The 21,605-nt window shown below is 44.5% G+C and carries 17 protein-coding genes; 13 read left to right on the top strand and 4 right to left on the bottom strand.

The genetic code is table 11. The annotated features are described in order from the left end of the window. Positions 1-7 precede the first annotated feature (7 nt). The 7 genes from A7D14_RS04665 (at position 8) to arfB (ending at position 7,077) form a co-directional block, all read left to right on the top strand. A complete protein-coding gene (locus tag A7D14_RS04665) occupies positions 8-652 on the top strand; it encodes a thymidine kinase (protein ID WP_067030686.1) in 645 nt (214 codons plus the stop codon). Next, positions 645-1,754 (top strand): alanine racemase, encoded by a 1,110-nt coding sequence (gene alr, locus A7D14_RS04660; protein WP_067030683.1) that lies wholly within the window; start codon positions 645-647, stop codon positions 1,752-1,754. Before A7D14_RS04665 ends, alr begins: the two co-directional genes overlap by 8 nt. Before the next feature lie 75 nt (positions 1,755-1,829). After that, positions 1,830-2,237 carry a large-conductance mechanosensitive channel protein MscL gene (mscL, locus tag A7D14_RS04655; RefSeq protein WP_067030680.1) on the top strand — a complete coding sequence of 136 codons (408 nt, stop codon included), beginning with the start codon at positions 1,830-1,832 and terminating at the stop codon, positions 2,235-2,237. 189 nt (positions 2,238-2,426) lie between these two features. Further along, positions 2,427-3,440: an aspartate-semialdehyde dehydrogenase gene (locus tag A7D14_RS04650; protein ID WP_067030678.1), complete on the top strand. Its 1,014-nt coding sequence runs from the start codon at positions 2,427-2,429 to the stop codon at positions 3,438-3,440. 76 nt (positions 3,441-3,516) lie between these two features. Then, a complete protein-coding gene (locus A7D14_RS04645) occupies positions 3,517-5,670 on the top strand; it encodes a prolyl oligopeptidase family serine peptidase (RefSeq protein ID WP_067030675.1) in 2,154 nt (717 codons plus the stop codon). A gap of 29 nt (positions 5,671-5,699) precedes the next feature. Continuing rightward, complete coding sequence (locus A7D14_RS04640; protein ID WP_067030672.1) at positions 5,700-6,695, top strand: sulfate/molybdate ABC transporter ATP-binding protein; 996 nt, start codon at positions 5,700-5,702, stop codon at positions 6,693-6,695. Next, positions 6,673-7,077: an alternative ribosome rescue aminoacyl-tRNA hydrolase ArfB gene (arfB, locus tag A7D14_RS04635; RefSeq protein ID WP_067030669.1), complete on the top strand. Its 405-nt coding sequence runs from the start codon at positions 6,673-6,675 to the stop codon at positions 7,075-7,077. Before A7D14_RS04640 ends, arfB begins: the two co-directional genes overlap by 23 nt. Positions 7,078-7,080: 3 nt before the next feature. On the opposite strand, the gene A7D14_RS04630 is transcribed toward arfB, so the two are convergent. The 4 genes from A7D14_RS04630 to A7D14_RS04615 all read right to left on the bottom strand — a co-directional run bounded on the left by A7D14_RS04630 (position 7,081) and on the right by A7D14_RS04615 (position 10,682). Then, positions 7,081-7,416 carry a hypothetical protein gene (locus tag A7D14_RS04630; protein WP_067030665.1) on the bottom strand — a complete coding sequence of 112 codons (336 nt, stop codon included), beginning with the start codon at positions 7,414-7,416 and terminating at the stop codon, positions 7,081-7,083. 87 nt (positions 7,417-7,503) lie between these two features. After that, positions 7,504-7,953: a 3-oxoacyl-ACP synthase gene (locus tag A7D14_RS04625; protein WP_067030662.1), complete on the bottom strand. Its 450-nt coding sequence runs from the start codon at positions 7,951-7,953 to the stop codon at positions 7,504-7,506. A gap of 12 nt (positions 7,954-7,965) precedes the next feature. After that, positions 7,966-9,318 carry a sensor histidine kinase gene (locus A7D14_RS04620; RefSeq protein WP_067030659.1) on the bottom strand — a complete coding sequence of 451 codons (1,353 nt, stop codon included), beginning with the start codon at positions 9,316-9,318 and terminating at the stop codon, positions 7,966-7,968. Then, positions 9,318-10,682, bottom strand: coding sequence for a sigma-54-dependent transcriptional regulator (locus tag A7D14_RS04615; RefSeq protein WP_067030656.1), 1,365 nt, complete (start codon positions 10,680-10,682; stop codon positions 9,318-9,320). Before A7D14_RS04615 ends, A7D14_RS04620 begins: the two co-directional genes overlap by 1 nt. A 202-nt stretch (positions 10,683-10,884) precedes the next feature. Between A7D14_RS04615 and A7D14_RS04610 the strand changes: the two genes are divergently transcribed. The 6 genes from A7D14_RS04610 to A7D14_RS04585 all read left to right on the top strand — a co-directional run bounded on the left by A7D14_RS04610 (position 10,885) and on the right by A7D14_RS04585 (position 21,598). Further along, positions 10,885-12,225: a TolC family protein gene (locus A7D14_RS04610; protein ID WP_067030653.1), complete on the top strand. Its 1,341-nt coding sequence runs from the start codon at positions 10,885-10,887 to the stop codon at positions 12,223-12,225. A gap of 8 nt (positions 12,226-12,233) precedes the next feature. Beyond that, positions 12,234-13,484 carry an efflux RND transporter periplasmic adaptor subunit gene (locus A7D14_RS04605; RefSeq protein WP_067030651.1) on the top strand — a complete coding sequence of 417 codons (1,251 nt, stop codon included), beginning with the start codon at positions 12,234-12,236 and terminating at the stop codon, positions 13,482-13,484. A gap of 67 nt (positions 13,485-13,551) precedes the next feature. Next, positions 13,552-14,247: an ABC transporter ATP-binding protein gene (locus A7D14_RS04600; protein ID WP_067030648.1), complete on the top strand. Its 696-nt coding sequence runs from the start codon at positions 13,552-13,554 to the stop codon at positions 14,245-14,247. A gap of 37 nt (positions 14,248-14,284) precedes the next feature. Next, complete coding sequence (locus A7D14_RS04595; RefSeq protein ID WP_067030645.1) at positions 14,285-16,720, top strand: ABC transporter permease; 2,436 nt, start codon at positions 14,285-14,287, stop codon at positions 16,718-16,720. Between the two features lie 23 nt (positions 16,721-16,743). After that, positions 16,744-19,176 carry an ABC transporter permease gene (locus tag A7D14_RS04590; protein WP_067030642.1) on the top strand — a complete coding sequence of 811 codons (2,433 nt, stop codon included), beginning with the start codon at positions 16,744-16,746 and terminating at the stop codon, positions 19,174-19,176. Positions 19,177-19,198: 22 nt separating this feature from the next. After that, the gene (locus A7D14_RS04585; protein WP_067030640.1) at positions 19,199-21,598 is read left to right on the top strand and encodes an ABC transporter permease; all 2,400 of its coding nucleotides are present in this window, start codon (positions 19,199-19,201) and stop codon (positions 21,596-21,598) included. Positions 21,599-21,605 lie beyond the last annotated feature (7 nt).

Below are 21,605 nucleotides of genomic sequence, written 5' to 3'. Positions count from 1 at the left end.
ATACGGTATGTTTCTCGAAAACACGGTCAACCCTAAAGAGCAGTTTGGATGGATAGAGGTTATCTGTGGCTCCATGTTTTCTGGTAAGACCGAAGAACTCATCCGAAGGCTGAAACGGGCCCAGTTTGCCAAGCAAAAGGTAGAGATATTCAAACCCATTGTGGATACCCGCTACCATGAAGACATGGTGGTCTCCCACGATGCCAATGAAATTCGATCCACTCCCGTGCCTGCGGCCGCGAACATCCGCTTATTGGCCGATGACTGTGATGTGGTGGGGATTGATGAGGCCCAATTTTTTGACGATGAAATTGTAACGGTCTGCAACGATCTGGCCAATCGTGGCGTGCGTGTGGTGGTTGCCGGACTGGATATGGATTTTAAGGGCAATCCCTTTGGACCCATGCCTGCCCTTATGGCTACTGCGGAATATGTGACCAAGGTGCATGCCGTTTGCACCCGAACGGGAAATTTGGCCAATTATAGCTTTAGAAAATCCAGCAATGACAAGCTCGTACTTTTGGGCGAGATCGAGGAGTACGAACCCTTGAGCCGGGCTGCTTTTTATAAAGCCATGCTCAGGGAAAAGGTCAGACAAATGGATGTGAAAGCCGAAGAAGTGGACGCTAAAAAGAAAAATGCCGATGGGTAAGATTGGGGAGACCACTTTACAAATAGACCTGACGGCTTTGGAGCATAACTATACGTATTTGCGCTCCAAAATAGCTCCAAAAACCAAGTTTTTGGCCGTGGTCAAGGCTTTTGCCTACGGCAGTGACATGGTTTCCATTGCCCAAAAAATGGAACAACTTGGTGTGGACTATTTGGCCGTAGCCTATGTAAAGGAAGGGGTGTTGTTGCGAGACGCCGGAATAAAAACCCCAATTTTGGTGCTGCATCCCCTGCCCTCAAATTTTGACGAGATCATAGACCGATGCTTGGAGCCCAGTCTGTATTCCCGAAAGATTCTCAGTGAGTTTCTCCAAGTGGCTAAATCAAAAAATCAGAAAGATTATCCGGTTCATATCAAATTCAATACGGGACTGAACCGTTTGGGTTTCAATGAGACCGATGTGGACTTTGTTTCTGAAAAATTGAAAGGCAATAAGGCGGTGAAAGTGGCCTCTGTGTTTTCCCATTTGGCCGCCTCTGAAGATTTGGATGAGAAATCCTTCAGCCTCAACCAAATAAATGCCTTCAAAAGAATCAGTGATGGACTCACCCAAAAATTGGGGTATGCCCCCATGCGACACATGCTGAACACTTCGGGAATCCTCAACTATCCCGAAGCACAGTTTGAAATGGTGAGAAGTGGTATCGGCCTGTATGGGTATGGAAATGATGCCAACATTGATGCCCAGCTGAGACCTGTTGCTTCGTTAAAAACGATCATATCCCAAATTCACCATATCGGAGAAAATGAAACCGTGGGGTACAACAGGGCCTATACTTCGGAAAGTGCCAGAACAACGGCCACCCTTCCCTTGGGTCATGCTGACGGTATTGGAAGGCAATACGGCAATGGAAAGGCCAGTGTGCTTATCCACGGCAAAAAAGCCCCTATCATTGGAAATGTGTGTATGGATATGATCATGGTTGATGTAACCGGCATTGATTGCCAAGAAGGGGATGAAGCCCTTGTCTTTGGATCGGGCAATTCAGCCGAAGATTTTGCGGCTGGTGCCAAGACCATCTCGTATGAAATCCTTACTGCTATCTCTCAACGGGTTAAAAGAGAGGTTATAGCGGGTTGATTTTTCCCATTTTTCTCACAACCAATCCCATTTTTGAGTATTTTGTTTCCCTATTAACCAAAACCTTAACTATAAATGGGATTTATAAAAGAATTTAAGGACTTTGCCATGAAAGGAAACCTGGTGGATATTGCCGTAGGTTTCGTCATGGGTGCCGCTTTCAACAAAGTGGTCTCCTCATTTACCGGAGGGATTGTTTCTCCGTTGATCGGTCTGTTGTTCAAATCAGATTTCAACGATTTGAAATATGTGATAACCGAAGGAACCGTGAACGATGCAGGGGAAACCGTTGGGGAAATCGCCGTAATGTATGGGCAATTCCTTACCAATGTCATCGACTTCCTCATTGTTGCCTTTGTGATGTTCATGATCGTAAAAGCCGTGAACCGTATGAAGAAAAAAGAAGAGCCTGCTCCAGAACCACCAAAAGGTCCTACGCAGGAAGAGCTTTTGGCCGAAATTCGGGATTTGTTGAAGAAATAAAATCGTAGGTGCTGATAAATTCAGCATCCCGCTACATCACTAATAACCCTTAAAAACCATCAATGTGTTTCGCTGATACATTGATGGTTGTTTTATTTATAACATTTTGTTATTTTTTGATTATTGGATGTGGAAATACTTGTTTAAATCGAAGACTACCGTACCTTTGTCCCAAGAAATTATAAAACAATGAAAGTAGCAGTTGTTGGAGCCACCGGAATGGTTGGCGAGGTCATGTTGAACGTATTGGAAGAACGCAACTTCCCCATTACCGAATTGTTGTTGGTTGCCTCGGAACGATCCGTGGGCAAAAAACTCACCTATAAAAATGAGGAATATACCGTAATTGGACTGGAAGATGCCGTTGCGGCCCAACCTGATATTGCCATTTTCTCGGCTGGTGGTGACACTTCTTTGGAGTGGGCCCCAAAATTTGCCGAAGTCGGTACCACGGTAATCGACAACTCCTCCGCATGGCGCATGGACCCTACCAAAAAGTTGGTGGTGCCCGAAATCAATGCGAGTGAATTGACCGCAGCCGACAAAATCATTGCCAATCCCAACTGCTCCACCATCCAATTGGTGATGGCGTTGAATCCGTTGCACAAAAAATACAAAATGAGACGTGTCATCGTTTCCACTTACCAGTCCGTTTCAGGGACAGGCGTAAAAGCCGTGGAACAAATGGAGAACGAAGCTGCTGGCATTAAAGGTGAAATGGCCTATCCTTATCCCATCAACCGGAATGCATTGCCCCATTGCGATGTATTCTTGGAAAATGGCTACACCAAGGAAGAAATGAAACTGGCCCGTGAGCCCCAAAAAATATTGGATGACCGTACCTTTTCGGTGACGGCTACCGCGGTTCGTATTCCCACCGCAGGTGGACACTCAGAATCAGTGAATGTGGAGTTCCATAACGATTTTGACCTTTCCGAAGTGCGAAAACTGCTTAGCGAGACCCCAGGAGTTGTTGTTCAGGATAATCCCGAGACCAACACGTACCCCATGCCTATGTTTGCCAATGGCAAGGATGAGGTTTTTGTGGGCCGTATTAGAAGGGATGAGACCAATCCCAACACTTTAAATATGTGGATCGTGGCGGATAACCTTCGTAAAGGGGCCGCTACCAACGCAGTGCAAATTGCGGAGTATTTGGTGGAGAATCATTTGGTGCCCAACGCTTCCGAAGCAATTTCATAAAATACGTTAAAGGTATTTTCGGTATATAGGCATTGTCGGTTTTTATGGTATTTTTATCCGAATCAATCCAATAAAAATGAGAACCGCAAGCCTATTGACTGTTGTAGTCTTGTTTGCTGCATGTCAAACCACTCCTAAAAGAGAACCTATTACCGTGAATTACCCCACTACCCAAAAAGTTGATACCGTAGATACGTATTTTGGAACAGAAGTTCCTGACCCTTACCGTTGGTTGGAAGACGACCGAAGTGCCGAAACCGAGGCTTGGGTGAAACAACAAAATGCCACCACGTTTGGGTATTTGGAAAAAATTCCTTTTCGGGAAGACCTGAAAAATCGACTCGAAAAACTATGGAACTACGAAAAAGTAGGCTCACCTTTCAAGGAAGGCGATTACACCTATTACTACAAGAACAACGGATTGCAGGACCAATATGTGGTCTACCGCAAGAAAGAAGGTGGCGAAGAGGAAGTGTTTTTGGACCCGAATACCTTTTCGGAGGATGGCACCACTTCGTTAATGGGACTCAACTTCACCAAAGACGGTTCCAAAGCGGCCTATCTTATCTCCGAAGGCGGTAGCGACTGGCGGAAGGCCATCGTCATTGATGCGGAAACCATTGAAGTTGTTGAAGATACGCTGGTGGACATTAAGTTCAGTGGCATTTCGTGGAAAGGAAACGAGGGCTTCTTCTATTCCAGTTATGACAAACCCGAAGGAAGCGAACTATCGGCCAAAACGGACCAGCACAAATTGTACTATCACAAATTGGGCACACCCCAATCCGAGGATGAGGTCATTTTTGGCGGGATTCCAGAGGAAAAACATCGCTATGTTTGGGGTTCGGTTTCTGAGGATGAAAATTATTTGTTCATTTCGGCTTCGGTTTCCACTTCGGGCAACAAGCTGTTTATGATGGATTTGACCCAAGAGAATCCCGAGCTTGTCACCATTTTGGACGATACGGATTCCGATACAAACGTTGTTGACAATGAAGGGTCAAAATTATTTCTGGTCACTGACCGAAATGCCCCCAACAAAAAAGTGGTGGTGGTTGATGCTTCCAACCCGGCCCCAGAAAACTGGCAAGATCTCATCCCTGAGACGGAAAATGTGCTCACAGTGGGAACCGGAGGTGGCTACCTCTTTGCAGAATATATGGTAGATGCCATTTCCAAAGTACTGCAATATGATTATGAGGGCAATTTGGTACGTGAAGTGGAGCTGCCCGGTGTGGGAAGCGCTGGTGGTTTTGGAGGAAAAAAGGAGGAAAAAGAATTTTATTTCTTCTTCACCAATTACAATACCCCAAGTTCTTTGTACAAATATGATGTGAAAACGGGGGAATACGAACAGTATTGGAAACCCCAAATCGATTTTAATCCAGAGGATTATGAATCCAAGCAGATCTTCTATACCTCCAAGGACGGCACCCAAGTGCCCATGATCATCACCTATAAAAAAGGACTGGAACTCAACGGCAAAAATCCAACGATTTTATATGGTTATGGGGGTTTCAACATCAGTTTAACCCCTTCCTTCAGCATTGTCAATGCCGTTTGGATGGAACAAGGAGGTGTGTACGCGGTTCCCAATCTTAGGGGTGGTGGTGAGTACGGTAAAAAATGGCATTTGGCGGGAACAAAACTCCAAAAGCAGAATGTTTTTGATGATTTTATCGCCGCTGCGGAATACCTCATTGAGAACAAATACACTTCCAAAGAATATTTGGCCATTCGGGGTGGGTCCAACGGTGGACTTCTCGTGGGAGCCACCATGATCCAAAGACCAGATTTGATGCAAGTGGCATTACCTGCTGTGGGCGTTTTGGACATGCTCCGCTACCACACCTTTACCGCGGGCGCGGGATGGGCCTATGATTATGGCACATCGGAGGATAGTGCGGAAATGTTCAACTATTTAAAAGGGTATTCCCCGGTTCACAATATAAAAGAGGGTACGGAGTACCCGGCCACCTTGGTGACCACGGGCGACCATGATGATCGCGTAGTCCCTGCCCACAGTTTTAAGTTTGCGGCTGAACTTCAGGAAAAGCAGGCAGGAGACAATCCTACTTTGATTCGGATTGAGACCAATGCCGGCCACGGGGCAGGAACCCCGGTAAGCAAGACCATTGAGCAATATGCCGATATTTTTGGGTTTACGTTTTATAATATGGGGTTCAATGAATTGCCCAATCAGGCGGTACTCAAAGAATTTAAGGACTAACAGGGTTTACACGGATTCCTCATTTTAATATGCTCAAAGTTCACATCCCTTCATTTCAGTATAAATCCAAACCTATTTTGGAGGACATTTCCTTTGAAGTGTCCCCGGGTGAACATGTGGCCCTGATGGGCGAAAGCGGTTCGGGCAAGAGCACGCTCCTGAAAATCATCTACGGTCTTTTGCATGTGGAAAACGGTTCCATTTTTTGGGGTGAAAAAGAGGCATTGGGGCCCAATTTCAATCTGGTTCCGGGAGAATCGTACATGAAATACCTCTCCCAAGATTTTGATTTGATGCCGTATACTACCGTTGCGGAAAATATTGGGCAACATTTATCGGTTTTTGAGCGGGAGACCCACGAAGACAGGATTGCTGAACTTTTGGCGCTGATTGAATTGGAAGTCTATGCCAACACCAAGGTGAAGAACCTCAGCGGTGGGCAACAACAACGCGTGGCCCTGGCCCGGGTCTTGGCCCAAGAACCCGAAATTCTTTTGTTGGACGAACCTTTTGGCCACATTGATAACTTTAAACGGAACTCCCTCCGAAAAAATCTGTTTATCCATCTAAAAGAAAAGGGGATTACCGTGCTCACGGCAAGTCACGATCCCAGTGATGTGCTTCCGTATGCGGAACGAACCCTTATTTTGGAGAAGGGTAAGATCATTGCCCATCAAAAAACCAAGAAACTATACAATAATCCACCCAACCATTACACCGCCAGCTTGTTTGGTGAGGTAAGCAAGGTTCCCATTAAATTGTTGAAGTCCTATTCCCAACTCGACAAGACGGTGCTGGTGTATCCACATGAATTCAAGGTTTCCAAAAGTTCAGGGATGAAAGTGGAACTGACCCATTCCTTCTTCAAGGGAAGTCATTACCTCAACATAGGCAAGGCGGAAGATGGGACGCTGTTGTATTTCAACACCCCAAAAAAGCGAAAGTTGGGCGACACCATTTTTCTTAATGTATCTTTGAAGACCATCAATAGGCGTCTTCAGGGTGAACAAACAACAAGTCCATAGCGAATTACAATTTAAGGCCGTGCGAAGCAGTGGTGCTGGTGGGCAGCATGTGAACAAGGTTTCATCCAAAGTGGAACTGTCTTTTGATGTTCCTGCTTCCGAAGGTCTATCCGATGTGGAAAAAGAGCGCCTGCTTCAAAAATTGAAGACCAGAATCACCAATGATGGTGTCCTAATGTTGCAATGCGATGAGGCCCGAAGTCAACACAAAAACAAGGAATTGGTGGTAAAACGGTTTTTCGAGGTATTGAAAAAGGGCTTGGCGGTTCCCAAAAAAAGAAAGCCCACAAAACCTACCAAATCTTCCATTGAAAAACGATTGAAATCCAAAAAGAAGGCTGCGGAGAAGAAGGCCAAACGCAAACCGCCGGATGTTGGGTGAAGTTTATCCCTCTTGTTCATCCTCAATCTTCCAAATAAGTTCCCGCATTTGGTCCAAAAGCTCAGCTTCCTCAAAAGGAATAAGCTGGGCTGCCACCTCCAAAACGGTCTGGACGTGTACATGAGGCTCCCTAATGTTTTTGTGTTCTTCCATATTGGGATTTCCCAAGGCCAAAACGCAGACATTGATCATGGCTTCAATATGAAATAGCAGGTCTTGGTGGCCTTTAACGTGAAAATACTCCACACCAGAACCTCCTTTTTTTGGTTGCAAGGTTTGGTAATGTTCTTTCATCAAAAGCTCCAAACTTTTCAAAAAAGCCGTATCGATATTTTTCATGGTTAAAGATTTAGGTTGCTTTAACCAAAGAAACGTGATATATCTGAAAAAAGCGCGGACGATAATCCGCATCAAATAGAATGAATTCTAAACCACCTCCAAAACCGAATGGGAGCTTCCATTAAAAACAAAAGTGTCCCCAACTTCCTTTCCAAAAAGTAATTGTGCAATGGGCGACCCGGAAGAAATGCAATAAATAAGACTTCCATCCTGTTTAAAGACTCCTGCGGAAATAGCAATGAAATAGTGGGCCAAACTTGTTCTCACCAAACTCCCCAACCGAATTTTATCGGACTTTTTCCCAATATCGATTTTTTGGAGAACCGCTTTGGTCCTGTTCAACTCCTGAAGTTGCTGTGCCAGTTTTTCCTGTTCCAACTGTACCATGGCGCGCCCTGTTTCGTGTTTGTCCCCTGCACTGCTCTTGGTCTCGGAATCCAAGGATTCCTGAAGCGAAGCCCCGCTGCGCTGCAAACGTGCTGTTCTTTGGTCCATATAATCCCAGCAAAACTGTAAAAGTTCTTTTTTCCTTTCCATTGCTGTACAAAATTATGCGAAAGTAAGCCTAAAAACAGTTTCGCGGTTGGGCACGGAATGAACTTGAATACCCCCTCCGTGCAACTGCATCACCCGCTTGGAAAGGCTGAGCCCAATTCCGGTGCCCTCACTTTTGGTGGTGAAAAAGGGCACAAAAATCTCATCGATCACATCTGGCGGAATTCCAGGTCCGTTGTCCCGAATATCGATATATTTTTTGCCGTTGTTCTCAATCCCCGCCACCATGAGCACCCTGCCCTTTTCTACAGAAGCAACGGCCTGTAGTGCATTTTTGCCCAAATTGATCAGTACTTGACTGATCAGTTTTTCATCAATGAACAATTCCAAATCCTCGGGGTGACATTCTACCTGAAATTCTGTTTGCCCATCATGCAATCGGGCCGACATTAAAACATCGATTTTTTCCAAAAGATTCTTTGCGCTTACTATGGTTTTGTTCGGTTCTGGAACATGCAACAAACTTCGATAGGATTGTACAAAGTCCATAAGGTCCCCACCTTGTTCTTTGATGACCTCCAATCCTTTCAGCGTATTTTTTATCTGACTTTCCTCCAATTCTTCCATTGGAGTGATTTTTCCATTTTTTCTATAATATTTGATGATGGAGTCCGATATGGAAGCAATCGGGGTTATGGTGTTCATGATCTCATGTGTAAGAACCCTGATCAATCGAACCCACGACTCTGTTTCCTTCTCGTCCAACTCTTTGTGAATATCCTGCACTACGACCATCAAAAGTGATTTTCCATCCAAGGTCAATGGTGTGGATTTGATGGCCAGTTGGGTTTGCTCCCGCTCATTGGACAGCTGAAAAAGTTTTCGCTCAAAAGGTTCAAACGATTCAAAAATTTTATAGAGGTTTTCATCTACTTGACTCAATTGTTTAATATGGTTCAACGGGCTATAATCCAATAATTTCTCAAGCGTTGGGTTGGAAAACAAAATGTGCCCTTTTTCATTGTAGGTCATGATGCCAATGCTGGCCTGCTTTAAAATTTCCTGATAATATTGCTCCCTGATCTGCAATTGAAGGTGCATTTCTTGGATAAGCCCATTGACACGATTTAGACTTTGGTTGAGCTCCTTGAACGATTTTATGGAAATCCGTTCCGGGAACCGGAGGGTAAAATCCTCATTCCGGATGGCATCAAAAAAATAGGCAATCTTCCGATTGGTCCTATTGATGAACACTATGAGTGAATACACCTGGGAGACCAAAAGTACCAGGGTTAAAACCAACATTAAATGCCACTTCTCGGCCAAAGCAAAAGGAAAGGCCACGGCGGTCAACGTGATCAAAAGTACACGGATGATAAGCTGAATATAAAAGTGTCGGCTGGCCATTATTCGTTCTTTTTCTTCAACTTATTGTAGAGCGTCTGACGGGAAATTCCCAATTGGTCGGCAGCAGCGCTGTAGTTTCCATCATTTTGATCCAAGGCACGGAAAATCATCTGTTGTTCCATTTCATCAAGTGTCATTGGCCCTTCATCAATAGACTGCATGGGCTTGGCATGCAGCAAAAAATCAGAAGGTTTTAGCACGTTGCCGTCGGAGAGGATCACGGCCCGTTCCATGGTGTGCTGTAGTTCCCGAACATTTCCGGGCCATGGGTATTCCATTAATTTTTCCTGGGCCAAATTATTGATTCGCAATCCAGCTTTATCATACTTATGGGCAAATCGTTTCAGAAAGAAATCGGCCAACACCAAAATATCGTCATCCCGTTCTCGTAAAGGGGGCACTTCTATATTGATGGTGTTGATGCGATACAGAAGATCCTCGCGGAACAGTCCGTCCACCACCATCTGTTCCAGATTGCAGTTGGTGGCGCAGATCAATCGAATATCGACCTTCACGGGCTTGTTGGATCCCACGCGGACCACAGATCTATTTTGGATGGAAGATAGTAGTTTGGCCTGCATTTGAAGGGAAAGGTTTCCAATTTCGTCCAAAAACAAGGTGCCTTGATGGGCGGCCTCAAACTTTCCGGCACGGTCTTCCTTGGCATCGGTGAAGGAACCCTTGACATGACCGAAAAGTTCGCTTTCAAACAGATTTTCGGCAATGGAGCCCATGTCCACATTGATGAACACCTCGTTTTTTCGGGAAGACAAACGGTGCAATTCGCGGGCAATGAGTTCTTTCCCGGTTCCATTTTCACCGGTAATCAGGACATTAACATCGGTCTTTGCCACCTTGCCCACCAAGTTCAGCACCGAGGTCAACGCTTTGGATTGGCCAATGATAAAGTTCTTGTCCTCATTAATGACCTGCTTCAGGTTGCTCTCCTTTTTCTTAAGGTTATGGATTTCCTGTTTGGACTTTCGCAGTTCATAGGCCGAACGAACCGTGGTCATCAGCCGTTCATTGTTCCAAGGTTTCAGCACAAAATCCGTGGCACCTTGCTTTAGGGCGGTCACCGCCAAATCCACTGCGCCGTAGGCGGTCATCATGATCACCGAGGTGTGGGGCGATTTCTTTTTGATCTCATTGAGCCAATACAAGCCTTCGTTGCCCGTGTTCACCCCAGCGGAAAAATTCATGTCCAACAGCACAATATCAATGTCTTGCATATTGGGAAAAGAAGAAATCTGATTGGGATTGAACAGGCTTTGAACACTTTTGTATTCAAACTGCAATAAAATCTCCAAAGCACTCAATACGCTTTTATTATCATCTATGACCAAAATCTTGGCGTCTATCATTTTGCTGCACTTGATATTTCTCCTAAAACTACGAATTGGGGCGATACAATTGTTTAAAGTGTAAAATAATTGGACATTTTTTGTACAAAAATTTTACACCTTCTCTTTGTTTATGCCGTCAATTCATTTTTAATGTTCTGATTATCATTGAACTATGATTTTGGCACAAGAATAGCCACTATGATTGGCACAGGAATAGACTATGAACCTCAAAACACACATTTCCGTCGCACTATTTTTTATCCCTGTCCTGGTATTTTCACAGGAGACATGGACTTTGGATGAGTGCGTGGCCTACGCCATAGAACACAACCTTCAGATAAAGAACACGACCTATAACAAAGATTCCAGCAAGGAAAGTTATCGGCAGTCGGTCCGGGACCTATTGCCCTCGGTAAATGGGTATACGGATTATCGGATTCGGTACGGTAGATCTGCGGATCCCAACACCAACGATTATGTAAACACAGAGTTTTTCAGCAACAACTATTCCCTGAACGCGAATTTGGATCTTTTCCGTGGTTTCCAAAAATTGAATGCGATCAAGGCCTCCAAGTTTATCTATAAAGCTACCCAAGAAGATATCTTACAGGAAAAGTTTTTGTTGGCCTTTCGGGTGATGGGTGCCTTTTACGACATTAAGTTTTATGAAGGCCTTGTGGCCAACTCACTGGAACAACTCGAAATATCACAGGCCAATTATGATTTGGCGAACAAACAGGTGGAGCTGGGCCTAATGGCAGGCGCCGATCTGTACGAAGCCGAATCCAATCTATTGGGCGACAAACTTTTGGTGACGCAAAACCAAAACCTGCTTGCCAATGCCAAGTTGGTCCTTCTCCAAGAAATGAATCTTACCGAAGTAGATGACATTGTACTCCAAGAAAGCTTGGAAACGCTTCCCGAAGAAGCCATTGAAGGTGTTTCGGTGGATTCACTATACAAGACCGCCAGAGGCTTTGTGCCTTTGGTAAAGTCGCAGGAGTATCGGGTCAATGCGGCCAAAAAACAATTGCAGGCCATTCGTGGCGGTCTATTGCCTTCATTGGCTTTAGTGGCCGGATATGGAACCAGTTATTTTGAGACGAATGTTGACGATGATGGAAATATCATTCCTTTTAGAACGCAGTTCAAGGACAATACCTCAAAATTTTTTGGGGCCGAGCTGAGCATTCCCATCAGCAATGGGTGGGCCAACCACTCCAGGGTAAAGCAACAAAAAATTGCCTACCTCCAAGCCAAGAACAATCTGGAGATCCAAGAGCAGGAACTCTTCCAAACCATACAGCAACTGGTACAGACCCATGAAGCATTGATTGTAGAATTGGAACAGAGCAACAAAAGGGTACAAGCCCAGCAATTGGCCTTTACCATCGCCCAAAAACGCTATGAAAAAGGCCTTATAAATGCTTTGGACCTTTTTCAGGCCAAGAATTTGTTTGGGGTGGCACAAAACGAAAATTTACAGGTAGGCCTCCGATTGAGAGTGAACAAGAGCACCATAGATTTTTACAGTGGCTTGCCCATTTTTAATATCAACTAAACAATACCATGGATATACAATTAGAAAAAAAGAAAGGACTTAAACCAAAACATTACGGCTACATTGCTTTGGGCGTTTTGCTGTTGTTCTTGGGCTGGAAACTCCTTTTTGCCAATTCGGTATCTACTTACAGAACAGAAAAGGAGCGTCTTTCCATAACAAAGGTAAGTGCTGGCAAGTTTGATGATTACATTACCATAAATGGCAATGTGGCACCTATTGCAACCATTTATATGGATGCCTATGAAGGGGGTCGGGTCGCGGAAAAATTGATTGAGGAAGGCTCCATGGTAAAGAAGGGTGACATCATCCTGAAGCTGGAGAACATGGCACTCTACGAACAGATTTTGGCCAGTGAAAGTAATCTGGCCTTGAAGCAGAACGATCTCCGGTCCACAAAACTCACTTTTGATTCCAGACAGGTTGAAGGAAGAAGAAACTTGGCCACGGCTGAATATGATCTGCAACGGTTGAAGCGAAACTATGAGCAGAACCAAGAACTGTACAAGGACGAATTGATTTCCAAAGAGACTTACCTCCTTTCCCAAGAAAATTATGAGCTGGCCAAGAAACAATATGAAATCGTAAAGCTACAAACCGAGCAGGATGATGAGTTGCGCAAGACTTCACTTACCGGGCTCGATGCAGACCTGGAGCGTATGCAAAAAACCCTCTCCATGGTCTATGAGCGTTTGGACCACCTAAATGTACGTGCACCCGCAGATGGACAATTGGGATTTTTGGATGCTGAGATCGGACAAAGCATCTCCCAAGGGGAACGTATTGGGCAAATCAACGTACTTACCGATTTTAAAATTGAGGCCGAGATTGACGAGCACTACATTGATCGTGTCAAACGGGACCTTTCGGCCATCTTGGAGCGGAATGAGAAAGAATACAACCTTCGGTTGCGAAAAGTATACCCCGAAGTCAGGAATGGTCGCTTTAAGGTAGATCTTGTTTTTACCGATGAAAGACCAGAGACCATACGAGCCGGACAGAGTTACAACATTCGGTTACAATTGGGAGAATCCAGTGATGCATTATTACTGCCCAAAGGCGGCTTTTTCCAAAGTACCGGCGGACAATGGGTCTTTGTGGTGAATCCAAGCGGGGATGAGGCCCTAAAACGCAATGTGCGTTTAGGCAAGCAAAACTCAAGATACTATGAGGTCCTAGAGGGTCTCCAACCCGGGGAAAAAGTAATTACAAGCAACTATGACAGCTTTGGCACAGCAGAACGAATTGTGTTAAAATAATAAAGAAACGTAACAGTACAGGAATTTGTTAAGTCTATATACTAACAGCTAAAACAACCATTAGAAAATGATACAGATACAGAATCTAAAGAAAAGCTTCCGAACCGAAGAAGTGGAAACCCTGGCGCTCAACGGCGTAAACCTGAAAGTGGCCGAGGGTGAGTTTGTGGCCATCATGGGACCATCCGGATGTGGAAAATCGACCTTACTCAATATTATTGGGATGTTGGACAACCCTACTGAGGGAAGTTATGAGTTTGCAGGCCATAGGGTGGAAGGCCTTAAGGAAAGTCAACGAACCCAACTGCGAAAAGGCAATTTGGGTTTTGTCTTTCAAAGTTTTAACCTCATTGACGAACTTACCGTTTTTGAAAATGTGGAACTCCCACTGATCTATTTAAAAATGAGCAAATCGGAACGCAGGGAAAAAGTGAACACCGTCCTGGAGCGCATGAAAATTGCACACCGTTCAAAACACTTTCCCCAACAACTTTCGGGAGGACAACAACAACGGGTCGCCATTGCCCGGGCCGTAGTGACCAACCCAAAACTGATCTTGGCGGATGAGCCAACGGGTAACCTGGATTCCAAAAATGGGATTGAGGTCATGAACCTCTTGACGGAACTCAACCAAGAGGGCACCACCATTGTTATGGTAACGCACTCCGATCGCGATTCGCATTATGCACACAGGGTCATCAACCTATTTGATGGTCAAATTGTTACCGAAAGCCAGAACAAACCCATGAAAGCCATGATCTAGGAGTTTATTCATCAATCTCAATCAAAAAACCATCATCATGTTCAAGAACAATATAAAAATCGCTTGGCGAAATTTAAAAAAGCAGCCCTTTTTTACCTTTCTCAACACTTTCGGACTCGCTGTGGGTATGGCCGGGGCACTTTTAATCTGTCTTTATATCTACGATGAATTGAGCTATGACAAAATGTTTTCCGATGCAGACCGTATCCATAGGGTCAATGTTGATATAAAATTTGGCGGTGAGGCCCGAAATTTTGCCGTAACGCCGGCTCCTATGGCAGAAAGCATAAAAAATGACTTTGACGAAGTTGAAATGGTCACGCGGTTCAGGACCCGGGGCAGTATGCTAATTCGCAAATCGGACGCCCGCGCCAACGTAAAAGAAGAGGGATCTACTTATGTTGACCCTTCTTTTCTTGACATGTTTGGCATACCTCTTCTTGCTGGTGATCCAAAAACAGCACTGACACGCCCCAACACCTTAATTTTAACTGAAACCGCAGCCAAAAAACACTTTGGTATTGAGGATGCCGTAGGACAGACTGTTGTTTTGAATAATACAGAAAACTATACCGTTGTGGGGGTAATCCCTGATTTTCCCAGCAATTCATTTTTAAGGAACCACTCCATATTCCTTTCAATGACAGGATTCGGAGATGCTCAAATTGTCAATTGGGGCAGCAATAACTACCAGACCTACATCAAACTCATTCCATCTGCCAAAGCAGAGGATATGCAGGTCCAATTGCGCGGTTTCTTGGGAAAATATATGATTCCCGGGGTACAGCAGTTTTTGCCGGGAATTACCGAAGAACAATTGATTGCCGCCGGCAACTATGTTGTTTACAGCACTATCCCCATGACAGATATTCATTTGCACTCCCATCGTGTTGCTGAAATAAGTCCCAACAATGATATCCAAAGCATTTACATTCTTTCTTTTATTGCCCTTTTCCTTATTGTTTTGGCCAGTGTCAACTTTATGAATCTTTCTACGGCCTATTCGCTAAAAAGGGCCAAAGAGGTTGGGGTAAGAAAAGCTTTGGGGTCTAAAAAAGGGGAACTTGTCCGACAGTTTATGATGGAGTCCGGGGTGGTATCATTCATATCCTTGATCTTGGCCATTGGTATAGCATGTGTGGCAATGCCTTTCTTCAACGACTTATCCAACAAGGATATCACCATTCCCTATTTGAGTTGGGGCTTTTGGTTGGTTGTTCTGGCATCCACAATGGCATTGGCGTTTCTTTCGGGAAGCTACCCCGCATTCTTTATGTCCAGGTTCATGCCCATAAAGGTTCTCAAAGGGTCGGGTGAGACCAGTGTGGGTGGAGGAAAAATCAGGAACGCTTTGGTTGTTTTTCAGTTTATCATTTCCATCTTTCTTATCATAAGCACCATAGTTGTCTACCAACAACTCAATTATATACAAAGCAAAAATTTAGGGTACTCCAAAGACCAGGTTCTCATCGTAGATGATGTATACACGGCGGGCAACGGAATAGAAACATTCAAGGAAAAAGTAAAACAGTTGGCCTTTGTTGAGAATGCCAGTTTAAGCAGCTTTTTGCCAACCCCTTCTGACCGGAGCGATAGCACCTTTGCCCCTGAAGATGGTGCCACTGAGCAGGAAAATGCGGTGAGTATGCAGCGATGGGGAGTGGACCATGATTATATCCAGACCTTGGGTCTTGAATTGTTGGCAGGAAGAAACTTTGACCCTCTGTTTGGTTCAGATTCAACCAGCATCATTGTAAACGAATCTGCAGTTGCCATTATGGGGCTTTCTCCAAAGGAGGCCATCAGCAAACGCTACACTCCTGACATGGCCGTGGAAAATGCCGAGTTCTTTACCATCATAGGTGTGGTCAAGGATTTCCATTTCGATTCGCTACGGGAGAACATAGAAGCCCTTAGTCTCCATTTGCAAGATGGGGCAAGGTCCATGGCCGTTAAAGTCAAGGCGGGAAATTTTTCAAATGCCGTCTCCAGTATTGAACGCATCTGGAACGACCTTGTTCCGGGAGAACCCTTCAACTATTATTTCATGGAGGATTCCTTCAATGACTCTTACCAAGCCGAGCAGCGTTTAGGGCGAATTTTTATCATTTTTACCATTCTTTCCATCCTTATTGCTTGTTTGGGCCTGTTTGGTCTGGCCATTTTCAATGCTGAAAAGAAAACCAAGGAGATTGGCATCAGAAAAGTATTGGGTGCGGGTGTGGCCCAGATCACATATGCGCTTACCCTTGATTTTTTAAAGCTTGTCGGCATTGCCATATTGGTTTCGTTACCGTTAGGATGGTATGCCATGGAATATTGGCTTGAAGATTTCACCTATCGTATCAATATTGGTTGGAGCGTCTTTGTATTGGCATCGTTTTTAGCCCTTATCATCTCTATCCTCTCTGTGGGTTACCAAAGTGTTCGGGCTGCCGTGGCCAATCCGGTCAAAAGCCTTAGAACAGAATAATCAAATAAGAAAAACACACTAAAATGTTCAAGAACAACATCAAAATAGCCTGGAGGAGTTTAAAAAGCCAACCTTTTTTTACGTTCCTCAACACCTTTGGACTTGCCATAGGTATTGCTGGAGGAATATTGATCGCTTTGTTCATCTATGATGAATTGAGCTATGACAAAATGTTTGCCGACGCCGAACGCATCTACAGAGTTGACAGTGATATTAAGTTTGGCGGTGCCGAAATGAAAGCTGCGGAAGCAGCAGCTCCCATGGCCGCAACCATGCAAAGGGATTTTCCGCAAATAGAATCAACGGTACGGTTCAGGGATCGGGGGAGTCTGCTGTTACGAAAAAGTAATACAGAGACCAATACCAAGGAACTTCGGGTAACCTTTGTGGATTCCACTTTCTTCGATTTTTTTGGAATCAATCTTCTGGTGGGGGACAAAAGGACCGCTCTCAACGAACCCAACACCTTGGTGCTTACCAAAACCGCTGCTGAAAAACATTTTGGCGTACAAAACGCTTTGGGCCAGAGCATGTTGTTGAACAATACCGACACCTACACCGTAACCGGGGTCATAGACGACTTGCCCAAAAATTCATTTTTAAGGGAACATTCTGTTTTTATGGCAATGTCCGGTTATGCCGATTCCCACGATCCAAATTGGGGCAGCAACAACTATTTCACTTTCATCAAGTTGATTCCCTCTGCCAATGTCGAAGAGTTTCAGGAGCCATTGAACGGCATTGTGGACAACTATATATTTCCATGGGCGCAGCAATATTTTCCGGGCATGACCAAGGAATCCTTCATTGCATCGGGCAACTATGTGAACTTCTATACAAAACCCCTAACGGACATACATCTGTATTCCCATCGCGATGCAGAAATGAGTGCCAACAGCAGCATCCAAAATGTGTACATCTTATCTTTTATTGGTTTGTTCTTGATTGTCTTGGCCAGTGTCAACTTTATGAACCTTTCCACGGCACAATCCCTGAAAAGGGCAAAAGAAGTAGGGGTCAGAAAGACGTTGGGCTCCAAAAAATTAGACCTTGTCCGACAATTTCTCATTGAGTCGGGGTTGATTTCATTCATATCCTTGTTGGTGGCATTGCTCATAGTCATATCAGTACTCCCCTTTTTCAATGACCTTGCAGGAAAATCCATTTCCTTGCCCTATTCCAGTCCTTTTTTCTGGGGAACCCTGTTTCTGGGAACGTTATTGCTCGGTCTGTTTTCAGGCAGTTATCCTGCTTTCTTTTTGTCCCGATTCATGCCTGTAAAAACCCTTAAAGGAGGTTCTCAAGGAGATGTTGGTGGAGGCAATATCAGAAATGCGCTGGTGGTATTCCAATTTGCCATTTCTGTTTTTCTGATCGTGGGCACAATAGTCGTTTATCAACAATTACAATTTATACAGAACAAAGATCTTGGGTTTACCAAAGACCAGATAGTGCTTGTTGACGATATTTTTGCCGTAGGAGATCAAACCCAAAGTTTTAAAGACGAGATTCTTAAACTCAGCCAAGTGGAAAGTGCCACATTGAGCTATTTCTTCCCAACCCCTTCTTCACGCTCCAACAGTTCGTTTTTTCCAGAAGGGTCCAGAAACCAGGAAGATGCCCTTCAGATGCAAACCTGGGATGTTGATGAAGACTATATCCCTACAATGAATATGGATTTGGTGGCTGGGCGCAACTTCAATATGGATTTTCCAACGGACTCTTTGGCTGTGATTGTGAATGAGGCTACGCTAAAGGTTCTTGGTGTCGGACCTGAGGAAGCCTTGGGCATGCGGGTCTCTCAGGATTCGGAAATGGAAAACCCCGAATTCAACACCATAATTGGCGTGGTCAAAAATTTTCATTATGAATCGTTACGTGAAAACATTGGGGCATTAGGACTGTTTTTGGGGAGGACCTCTGGTATGCTGGCCGTAAAAATGAATCCGGGAAACTTTTCTTCCACTTTGGCAGGCATTGAAGGCCTTTGGAACAAGTTTGCCCCTGGACAACCTTTTTCCTATCGTTTTATGGACGATTCCTTCAATACTACCTATGAGGCCGAACAACGTTTGGGGAAAATCTTTCTGGTGTTCACCATACTTTCAATCTTGATCGCGTGTTTGGGACTCTTCGGTCTCGCCGCTTTCAATGCACAAAAGCGCACCAAAGAAATTGGCGTGCGTAAAGTCTTAGGGGCCACCGTGGGCCAAATCACTTTTAGGCTAACCACCGATTTCCTAAAAATGGTGGGCGTTGCCATTCTTATTTCAATGCCCATTGGTTGGTTTGCCATGAACAAATGGTTGGAAGACTTTTCATACCGCATTGAAATAGGCTGGTGGGTGTTTGTGCTGGCCGCAATTTTAGCCGTAAGTGTGGCCATATTGACCGTAGGCTACCAAAGTATAAAGGCCGCTGTGGTAAATCCTGTAAAAAGTCTTCGAACCGAATAAATCACATCAAAAACAAACCATCATGATAAAGAATTATTTAAAAATAGCCTGGAGAAACCTCACCAAGAACAAGGCCTATACCATAATTAATGTGGGTGGATTGGCCCTTGGTATGGCCGTAGCCTTAATTATTGGGTTATGGATCAGTGACGAATTGTCCCATAATGGTTATTTCACAAACAAGGACAAAATTGCCCAAGTGTACCAGTCACAGACCTTTAATGGCGAAACTGGAACCGGTCCTGCCCTGCCCCGACCCTTGGAAAAGGCATTTCGTGATGGTTACATGGACAATTTTGAATACTTGGTGATGTCTTCTTGGACCAACTCCCATTATTTAAAATATAAGGATATCAACATCTCCAGAACAGGCAACTTTATGCAGCGGGAGGCACCTGAAATGTTCGATCTAAAAATCCTTAAAGGTGAAAAAGACGGCCTCCGTGAAATCAACTCCATTATGCTGTCCTTGTCAACCGCCAAGGCGCTGTTCGGTGATGAGGACCCTATCGGAAAGGCAATAAAAATTAATGGGGAGTTTGATATGATGGTGACAGCTGTCTATGAAGACATCCCCTTCAACACTTCCTTCAACGAAGTAACGTACATCATGCCTTGGGAACAGTATGTTTCCAATTCGGAATGGGTACAAAATGCAGAGGACAATTGGGGCAACAACTCCTTTCAAATGTTCGTTCAAATTGCCGACAACACCACCATGGAACGTGTTACATCAACCCTAAAAGATGTAAAAAAGAATTTGAACGAGGATACCGCAGAATTCAACCCACAGCTCTTTTTGTTGCCCATGAAGGATTGGTACTTGCGCAGTCGTTTTGAAAACGGAAAACAAGTTGGCGGAAGAATAAAATATGTATGGCTTTTTGGGGTAATCGGCATTTTTGTGTTGCTTTTGGCGTGCATCAACTTTATGAACCTTAGCACCGCCCGCTCTGAGAAAAGGGCCAAGGAAGTGGGAATCAGAAAATCAATCGGTTCACAAAGAGGACAGTTGATCAACCAGTTTTTGGGAGAATCTTTCTTGGTGGTTCTTTTTGCATTTGTCATTGCTATTTTAATGGTGGTTTTATCATTGAACGGCTTCAATGAATTGGCCCGAAAGGAAATGGATTTCCCTTGGGGAAGACTTGATTTTTGGGGCGTTTCAATCCTCTTTATAATAGTTACAGCGCTTTTGGCAGGCAGTTACCCTGCGCTGTACCTGTCTTCCTTCAGGCCTGTTGATGTATTGAAGGGCACCTTTCAGACCGGGAAACATTCCGGTTTGGCGCGAAAGATATTGGTGGTGCTCCAGTTTACGGTTTCCGTGGCTTTTATTATAGGTACCGTCATTGTAATGCAGCAAATCAATCATGCCAAAAACCGTCCTGTTGGGTATGACAAGGAAGGTTTGGTTCAGGTACCTACCATGAGCCCAGAGTTTTATGGGAAATATGACTTGATGCGCAACGAATTCCTGAATTCTGGAGCTGTTGTGGAAATGTCTTCCTCCAGTAGCCCCACTACAAGTATTTGGTCCAACAGAAGTGGTTGGACATGGGAAGGCAAACCCGAGGGTTTTCAGGAAGATTTTGCATGGACAGAGGTCTCCCCAGAGTATGCAAAATCCCTCAACCTCAAAATTGTGGCAGGAAGGGATTTTTCCAGAGAGTTTCCTTCAGATTCCAATGCTATTCTCCTCAATGAGACCGCAGTAAAATACTTGGGACTCAAAAATCCTGTGGGCATGATTCTCAGGGATACAAATAAAGAAAATCCAGATGAACCCCTTACCGTTATTGGTGTAGTAGAGGACATGATTACCCAGTCTCCCTACAAACCTGTTAAACAGGGTGTTTATGCTTTTGATAAATACGGTGAACCTTACTACTATAACCTTCGGTTAAACCCAAAACAAAGTGCCAGTCAAAATTTGGCCATTGTTGAACGAGTCTTTAAGGAACACTTCCCCGATATTCCGTTCCAGTATGATTTTGTTGATGAGGAGTATGGCGAAAAATTTGCGGCTGAGGAACGAATAGGAACGCTGTCTGGCATTTTTACCGCCTTGGCCATATTGATCAGTTGTTTGGGACTTTTTGGCCTAACCTCCTTTGTGGCCGAACAGCGTACCAAGGAAATTGGTGTCCGAAAAGTGCTCGGTGCTACGATATTCAATGTTTGGAACATGCTCTCCAAGGACTTTTTAAAATTGATCATCATTTCATGTTTTATCGCTGTGCCCATTGCCTACTATGTGATGAACGGCTGGCTACAGGAATATCCCTACAGGGTCATTCTAAAATGGTGGGTTTTTGCCTTGGCCATGATCGGGGCTTTGTTGATTACCGTAGTCACCGTAAGTTTTCAGGCCATCAGGGCAGCTAGGGCCAATCCCGTGAAAAGTTTGCGGACTGAATAATTAAGAA

The sequence above is a fragment of the Allomuricauda sp. CP2A genome, assembly GCF_001683915.1.
Lineage (GTDB): Bacteria > Bacteroidota > Bacteroidia > Flavobacteriales > Flavobacteriaceae > Flagellimonas.
This window is presented reverse-complemented; position numbering and strand designations above follow the sequence as displayed.

Coding starts and splice junctions, on each gene's coding strand:
- A7D14_RS04665 (WP_067030686.1), top strand. CDS start 8: ATGTTTCTCGAAAACACGGTCAACCCTAAAGAGCAGTTTGGATGGATA.
- alr (WP_067030683.1), top strand. CDS start 645: ATGGGTAAGATTGGGGAGACCACTTTACAAATAGACCTGACGGCTTTG.
- mscL (WP_067030680.1), top strand. CDS start 1,830: ATGGGATTTATAAAAGAATTTAAGGACTTTGCCATGAAAGGAAACCTG.
- A7D14_RS04650 (WP_067030678.1), top strand. CDS start 2,427: ATGAAAGTAGCAGTTGTTGGAGCCACCGGAATGGTTGGCGAGGTCATG.
- A7D14_RS04645 (WP_067030675.1), top strand. CDS start 3,517: ATGAGAACCGCAAGCCTATTGACTGTTGTAGTCTTGTTTGCTGCATGT.
- A7D14_RS04640 (WP_067030672.1), top strand. CDS start 5,700: ATGCTCAAAGTTCACATCCCTTCATTTCAGTATAAATCCAAACCTATT.
- A7D14_RS04630 (WP_067030665.1), bottom strand. CDS start 7,416: ATGAAAAATATCGATACGGCTTTTTTGAAAAGTTTGGAGCTTTTGATG.
- A7D14_RS04625 (WP_067030662.1), bottom strand. CDS start 7,953: ATGGAAAGGAAAAAAGAACTTTTACAGTTTTGCTGGGATTATATGGAC.
- A7D14_RS04620 (WP_067030659.1), bottom strand. CDS start 9,318: ATGGCCAGCCGACACTTTTATATTCAGCTTATCATCCGTGTACTTTTG.
- A7D14_RS04615 (WP_067030656.1), bottom strand. CDS start 10,682: ATGATAGACGCCAAGATTTTGGTCATAGATGATAATAAAAGCGTATTG.
- A7D14_RS04610 (WP_067030653.1), top strand. CDS start 10,885: ATGAACCTCAAAACACACATTTCCGTCGCACTATTTTTTATCCCTGTC.
- A7D14_RS04605 (WP_067030651.1), top strand. CDS start 12,234: ATGGATATACAATTAGAAAAAAAGAAAGGACTTAAACCAAAACATTAC.
- A7D14_RS04600 (WP_067030648.1), top strand. CDS start 13,552: ATGATACAGATACAGAATCTAAAGAAAAGCTTCCGAACCGAAGAAGTG.
- A7D14_RS04595 (WP_067030645.1), top strand. CDS start 14,285: ATGTTCAAGAACAATATAAAAATCGCTTGGCGAAATTTAAAAAAGCAG.
- A7D14_RS04590 (WP_067030642.1), top strand. CDS start 16,744: ATGTTCAAGAACAACATCAAAATAGCCTGGAGGAGTTTAAAAAGCCAA.
- A7D14_RS04585 (WP_067030640.1), top strand. CDS start 19,199: ATGATAAAGAATTATTTAAAAATAGCCTGGAGAAACCTCACCAAGAAC.